The organism is Mesobacillus sp. (genome assembly GCF_047739415.1).
Taxonomy (GTDB): Bacteria; Bacillota; Bacilli; order Bacillales; family Cytobacillaceae; genus Mesobacillus.
In genome coordinates this window covers 1-5,751 of the sequence record NZ_JBIQOE010000031.1, presented here as the reverse complement: position 1 = coordinate 5,751, position 5,751 = coordinate 1, and the positions used below count along the sequence as shown (strand labels likewise).

At 37.1% G+C, this 5,751-nt stretch carries 7 protein-coding genes and 1 pseudogene; all 8 read left to right on the top strand.

Annotated elements, in window-relative coordinates:
* Window positions 1-191 (top strand): sugar transferase (locus ACH0QE_RS02215; RefSeq protein WP_415799111.1); only part of this gene is annotated, 191 nt, incomplete at its 5' end.
* A complete protein-coding gene (locus tag ACH0QE_RS02210; protein ID WP_415799110.1) occupies window positions 188-832 on the top strand; it encodes an acetyltransferase in 645 nt (214 codons plus the stop codon). The genes ACH0QE_RS02215 and ACH0QE_RS02210, both read left to right, overlap by 4 nt.
* A complete protein-coding gene (locus ACH0QE_RS02205; protein WP_415799109.1) occupies window positions 833-2,014 on the top strand; it encodes an aminotransferase class I/II-fold pyridoxal phosphate-dependent enzyme in 1,182 nt (393 codons plus the stop codon).
* Window positions 2,015-2,040: 26 nt separating this feature from the next.
* On the top strand, window positions 2,041-2,382 hold the full coding sequence (locus tag ACH0QE_RS02200) for a helix-turn-helix domain-containing protein (protein ID WP_283904827.1): 342 nt from the start codon (window positions 2,041-2,043) through the stop codon (window positions 2,380-2,382).
* A 69-nt stretch (window positions 2,383-2,451) separates the two neighbouring features.
* Entirely contained in the window at window positions 2,452-3,501 is a 1,050-nt protein-coding gene (locus tag ACH0QE_RS02195) for a glycosyltransferase family 2 protein (protein ID WP_415799108.1), read from the top strand.
* 55 nt (window positions 3,502-3,556) lie between these two features.
* The gene (locus ACH0QE_RS02190; RefSeq protein WP_415799107.1) at window positions 3,557-4,732 is read left to right on the top strand and encodes a CDP-glycerol glycerophosphotransferase family protein; all 1,176 of its coding nucleotides are present in this window, start codon (window positions 3,557-3,559) and stop codon (window positions 4,730-4,732) included.
* Window positions 4,719-5,135, top strand: a complete 417-nt coding sequence (locus tag ACH0QE_RS02185) for an adenylyltransferase/cytidyltransferase family protein (RefSeq protein WP_415799106.1) — start codon at window positions 4,719-4,721, stop codon at window positions 5,133-5,135. Before ACH0QE_RS02190 ends, ACH0QE_RS02185 begins: the two co-directional genes overlap by 14 nt.
* A 135-nt stretch (window positions 5,136-5,270) precedes the next feature.
* Window positions 5,271-5,751 (top strand): annotated as a pseudogene (locus ACH0QE_RS02180) (glycosyltransferase); the annotation flags it as partial.

The window sequence follows — 5,751 nt, the reverse complement described above, 5'->3', positions numbered from 1 at the left end:
CCTTATCCTGGGAAGAAAAGTTCAAATTAGATGTTTGGTACGTTGAAAATCGTTCCTTCCTTCTAGATCTGAAAATATTATGGACAACATTTTACAAAGTCATCCAATCTGAGGGAGTCACACAGCCTGGCAATGTGACGATGGAGCCGTTTAAAGGATCGAAATCTATCGTAAAAGAGGGGCATGGATGAAAATTGCCATTATTGGTCAGGGAGGACATAGCAAAGTCGTTAGAGATGTCATTAAAGCCATGGAAGATGCAGAAATAGTGAGCTGCCTCGATGATAAATTTAAAGCTGATTTTTTCCATGAACAGATCATGTATGGTCCAGTGAGTTCTGCCAAAAGTATCGCTGTGGATTTCCCAGAGGTGAAATTTTTTGTTGCAATTGGAAATAACACAGTGAGAAAGAAAATTGTAGAGAGTCTGGGATTTCCCGAAGAGTTCTATGCAACCTTGATTCATCCGACTGCACAAGTAAGCGCACAATCCATGATTGGACCTGGAAGTGTGGTAATGCCATGTGCAGTTGTGAATTCAGATGCTCAATTGGGAGCACACGCGATCATTAATACATGCGCAGTTGTCGAGCATGATAGTAAAATTGAGAATTTTGTCCATATCTCTCCGAACGCCACTTTAACTGGGAATGTCACGGTCAGAGAAGGAGCACAGGTTGGGGCAAGTGCTACTGTTATCCCAGGGATGGAAATTGGGGAATGGGCAATGGTCGGAGCAGGTGCTACAGTGATTCATAATATTCCACCAAACAGCACGGCAGTTGGTGTGCCGGCGATTGTGAAAATAAAAGAAGTAACTGGGGGTGTATAAATGATTAATACTACAGTTCAAAAAAGAATCTACCTCTCCTCTCCGCATATGAGCGGGAATGAACAAAAATATATAAAAGAAGCTTTTAGAACAAATTGGATTGCCCCTCTGGGACCAAATGTAGACGCATTTGAAAAGGATATAGCCGCATATACAGGAGTCAATGAAGCAGCAGCTGTCAGTTCTGGAACAGCAGCGATTCATCTGGCTCTTTCTTTATTAGGAGTGGCAAAAGGGGATACAGTATTCTGTTCGACATTAACCTTTATCGCAAGTGCGAATCCGATTTTATACCTAGGTGCTGAGCCAGTATTTATCGACTCAGAGCCAGAAACGTGGAATATGTCCCCACAGGCTTTAGAGAAAGCATTTATGGATGCAGCATTGAATGGGAAGCTTCCTAAAGCAGTGATTGTTGTAAATCTATATGGCCAAAGTGCCAAGGTGGATGAGTTGACTGCGTTGTGCGATCAATATGAGGTGCCAATGATTGAAGATGCTGCAGAATCCCTCGGTTCATCCTACAAAGGAAAACCGAGCGGCTCGTTCGGATGCTTTGGAATATTTTCTTTTAACGGCAATAAAATCATCACCACTTCTGGTGGAGGCATGCTCGTGTCTAACGATACCGAAGCAATCCAAAGGGCTCGCTTTCTGGCAACACAGGCAAGAGATCCAGCACCCCATTATCAGCACAGCAAAATCGGTTATAACTATCGAATGAGCAATATTTTAGCTGGAATCGGCAGAGCGCAGCTCGAGGTCTTAGAAGAAAGAGTCGAAGCAAGAAGAGCGATTTTCAAAAGGTATCAGCAAGAACTATCCTCAATCCCGGGCATTCAATTTATGCCGGAGTTAAATCATACCTATTCAAATCGGTGGCTGACAGCACTAACGATTGATCAAAAAGAAGCAGGTGTTTCAGTAAGTGATCTAATAGAGGGATTAGCTGCAGAAAACATTGAAGCAAGACCAGTATGGAAGCCCCTCCATATGCAGCCATTGTTCAAAGGTGCCAAGTATTTTAAACATGGTGAAAAAGAAAGTGTCTCCGAACAATTATTCGCCAATGGAATCTGCCTGCCTTCAGGATCCAATATGGAGGAACTAGACCAGTCACGAGTCATTAATTGTATTAAAAACTTTATTAACGTAAAAGAGGTTGAAAGAAAAATAGTTTAATATCCAAGAATAATGAGGTAATCCACATGATTGGAAAAAATTTATCTGAACTTAGAAGAAGAAAGGGGCTGAGCCTTTCTGAATTAGCTGATCGATCCGGGATTTCCAAGTCATATTTAAGCAATATAGAACGGGATGTACATAAAAATCCTTCCATACAAATTCTGGAGAAGATATCGGATGTTTTAGATGTAGACCTTAAAGCATTGTTGATAAACGGTCATAGTACAGAAAGAGTTCGCCACGATAAAGAACTTTACGAATTTGCGGAAGAGCTGAAAAAAACAGGTATTAAAAAGGACAATATCCAAGAATATAAACAGCTTATAGAATTTATCAAGTGGCAGAATGAGAAAGTATCCAAATAAATAAGGAGTGGTCAATCAGCCGACTTTCGTCCAACTCCTATAAAAAATACGAAGGTAGGCGGAAAGATAATGCCTGATAAAGTAAGTGTAGTTGTTCCTATTTATAAAGTAGAAAAATATTTGAATAGATGTATTGATAGTATATTGAATCAAACCTATAAAAATATTGAAGTTATTTTAGTTAATGATGGTTCCCCAGATCGCTGCGGAATTATCGCAGAAGAATATGCCGCTGCTGACCCACGAATCAAAGTAATCCATAAAGAAAATGGCGGATTATCAGATGCAAGGAATACAGGAATGCAACATGTTACGAGCAATTATACGATGTTTGTGGATAGTGATGACTGGTTAGCAACTAATGCAATTGCCATGCTAATGACCACTTGTAAGAGGTATAAAGCAGATGTAGTTCAATCTGCTTTTTTTTATGCCTATGAAGACTATTTACTCTTTGACCACATGCAATACAGCCCGGAAGGTAAACCTGTCATATTAAATAGGGAGTCATTAATGTATGAATTAGTGAAAAATGATCGAGTTAAGAATTTTGCATGGGGGAAGCTCTATAAAACAAGTATTCTACAAGGCATTCCTTTTAAAAAGGGTGTTTTGTTTGAAGATGTGTTTTGGGCTCATCAAGTGATGGACCGTGTCAAGAAATTCATCCTTATAAATCAGCCATTGTATTTCTATTTGCAAAGAAGCGATAGTATTGTTGCTTCATATACACCGAGGAACCTGGATATCCTGGCAGGTTTAAAGGAAAGGCACAAATTTATAGAAGAAAAGTATCAAGAATTGGTAAATGAATCTTATAAGGTCATATTAAGAACCAGTTTGATTCACTATAACTTATTGATTCTGAACTGGAGAAAAGATAAAAGAGGGTCGTATCGAAAAGAGATAAGAGATTATATCAGAAAGAATTCAGCAAAATTAAAAAAGGCTGTAGATCATGATAAATTCCTTAAAACTCAGTTAACAATGTTTCTGGTGCACCCCTTATTGAATATTGTTTTTTCTGCAGTAAAGAAAGTCCTGAGACAACTGGAAATCACTTCTGAATCGTCAGAATTACAAACAATACCAATAACCCAAAAAGAATTTTCAACCTAAAAAACTTCTTCAAATTTAAAGAAGTTTTTTTACTATGCATAATTAGGAGATTTTTATGGAAGTCCTTAAAAAGTATATCTCACTGGTAATTATCTATCTTTTTAACTGTTTACCTATTAAGAAGAATAAAGTTTTCCTGTTCAGTTACTACGGAAGCCAATATGGCTGCAATCCAAAGTATATTACGGAATATATTCTAAAAACTTATCCGAAAGATTACTTCGACCTGGTTTGGGCGTTCAATGACCCAGATTCCAAGGTGGATATTGAAGGGATAAGAAAAGTGAAAACTATGTCACTTCGCTATTTTTATGAGCTTTGTACATCCAAGGTGTTAATAACAAACTTCAGAACTACTGACTTGTTTGTGAAAAGGATAGAGCAATACTACATACAGACATGGCATAGTTCACTGCGGTTAAAGCAGATTGAAAAAGATGCTGAGGATAATCTTCCTCCCGATTATGTACAAATGGCAAAAAAGGACTCGAAAAAATGTGATCTATTGCTATCAGGATGTGATTACAGTACTGAAATCTTTAAGCGGGCCTTTTGGTATGACGGAGAGATTTTTAAGCATGGGACACCAAGAAACGATATCCTTGCCAATGCAAATAACGACCTGAGGTCATCCATACTTTCTAAACTTAATATTCCGGAAACCTGTAATGTTGCCCTCTATGCACCAACGTTCAGAAAAGATAAAAACCTTGATGTTTATAATATCGATTTTGCAAAAGTAAAGGAAGCACTAGCGAAAAAGTTTGGTGGAGAGTGGATATTCTTAGTAAAGCTGCATCCTCACCTTATATCAATGTCAAATCAAATAACAGCAAATGGTCAAGTCATAGATGTTACCCAATATGATGACATCCAGGAACTGTTAAGTATCACCGATTTCCTGATTTCAGATTATTCATCTTTGATATTCGACTACTCAATCACTAAAAAACCTTGCTTCTTATATGTCCCTGATTTGGAAAATTATATTCAGAATGAACGGGGATTATATTTTGACTTGGAGAATTTGCCGTTTATTAAAGCACTTAGCAACGAAGAGCTTTTACGAAAGATCGAAAGTTATAACGAGACAGTTTATAGAAAAGAGCTAGAGAGCTTCTTATCAGAAATAGGATCCTATGAAGATGGTTATGCAGCAAAGAACCTGGCTATCCGGCTAGAAGAAATCTGTTTTGGGAAAGGAAGGAGAGTAATGAATGAAGCAGCATAAAATCGGTTATACAACAGGTGTTTTTGACCTGTTTCATGTAGGTCATTTAAATATTTTAAGGAAAGCAAAGGAACAATGCGAGTTCTTAATAGTTGGTGTCAGTACAGATGAGCTGGTAATGGAATACAAGAATAAGAAACCTGTAATTCCATATGTAGACCGGGCAGAAATTATAGAGGGAATTAAATATGTAGACATGGTGGTTCCCCAAGTAAATCGAGATAAATTTTCGGCCTGGGAGAACCTTAAATTTGATGCTATGTTTGTGGGTGATGACTGGAAGGGCAGCCCTTTGTTCTGTGAAGTTGAGAAAAGATTCAAGCAAGTAGGCGTCGAGATTGTTTACTTCCCTTATACAAAAGGTGTTTCGTCGACTATTGTTAAAGAGAAAATCAAATTGTAGTGAGTAAAAGGAAAAAAATATAACGAAATTTTTCATCTTTAAAATAAAATTCAAAAAGTGTAAGATAAAAATTTAACTCATTTGATTAAGGCGATTAATAGGTTTGAAATTGAATTGAATGAAGAGGGTTAACTCATGAAAAAAAGTGTCTTATTTGTAATCGATTCTTTAGAATGTGCCGGTGCAGAAAAAAGTCTCGTTACTTTGTTATCATTAATGGATTATTCAAGTTATGAGATTGATCTAATGCTTTTTCGTCACGGAGGGGCGTTACAAAGTTTAGTACCGAAGGATGTTAACATATTAAAGCCGCTACCTTATACTGAGTTCTCGAATTTAAATTTAAAAGATGCATTCTTATATTCTACAAAGAGTTTAGATTATAAAATGCTAACTTCTAGAATTAAATATACTATCAATTTACGAGTGAAAAATTATAAAAATTCACAGAAGGCACGACTTTATTGGCAAAGTGTTTCAAAAGTAATCGAGAAAAACCCTAAAAATTACCATATAGCGATAAGTTATGCGCAAGGAGTTCCTACTTTTTATGTTGCGGAAAAAGTAACTGCTGCTAAAAAATTCGCCTGGGTAAATGTTAGTTATAGATTAGATG

Excerpts from the sequence above, each read along its gene's own strand:
- ACH0QE_RS02195 (WP_415799108.1), top strand. The coding sequence starts at position 2,452 with ATGCCTGATAAAGTAAGTGTAGTTGTTCCTATTTATAAAGTAGAAAAA.
- ACH0QE_RS02190 (WP_415799107.1), top strand. The coding sequence starts at position 3,557 with ATGGAAGTCCTTAAAAAGTATATCTCACTGGTAATTATCTATCTTTTT.
- ACH0QE_RS02200 (WP_283904827.1), top strand. The coding sequence starts at position 2,041 with ATGATTGGAAAAAATTTATCTGAACTTAGAAGAAGAAAGGGGCTGAGC.
- ACH0QE_RS02185 (WP_415799106.1), top strand. The coding sequence starts at position 4,719 with ATGAAGCAGCATAAAATCGGTTATACAACAGGTGTTTTTGACCTGTTT.
- ACH0QE_RS02210 (WP_415799110.1), top strand. The coding sequence starts at position 188 with ATGAAAATTGCCATTATTGGTCAGGGAGGACATAGCAAAGTCGTTAGA.
- ACH0QE_RS02205 (WP_415799109.1), top strand. The coding sequence starts at position 833 with ATGATTAATACTACAGTTCAAAAAAGAATCTACCTCTCCTCTCCGCAT.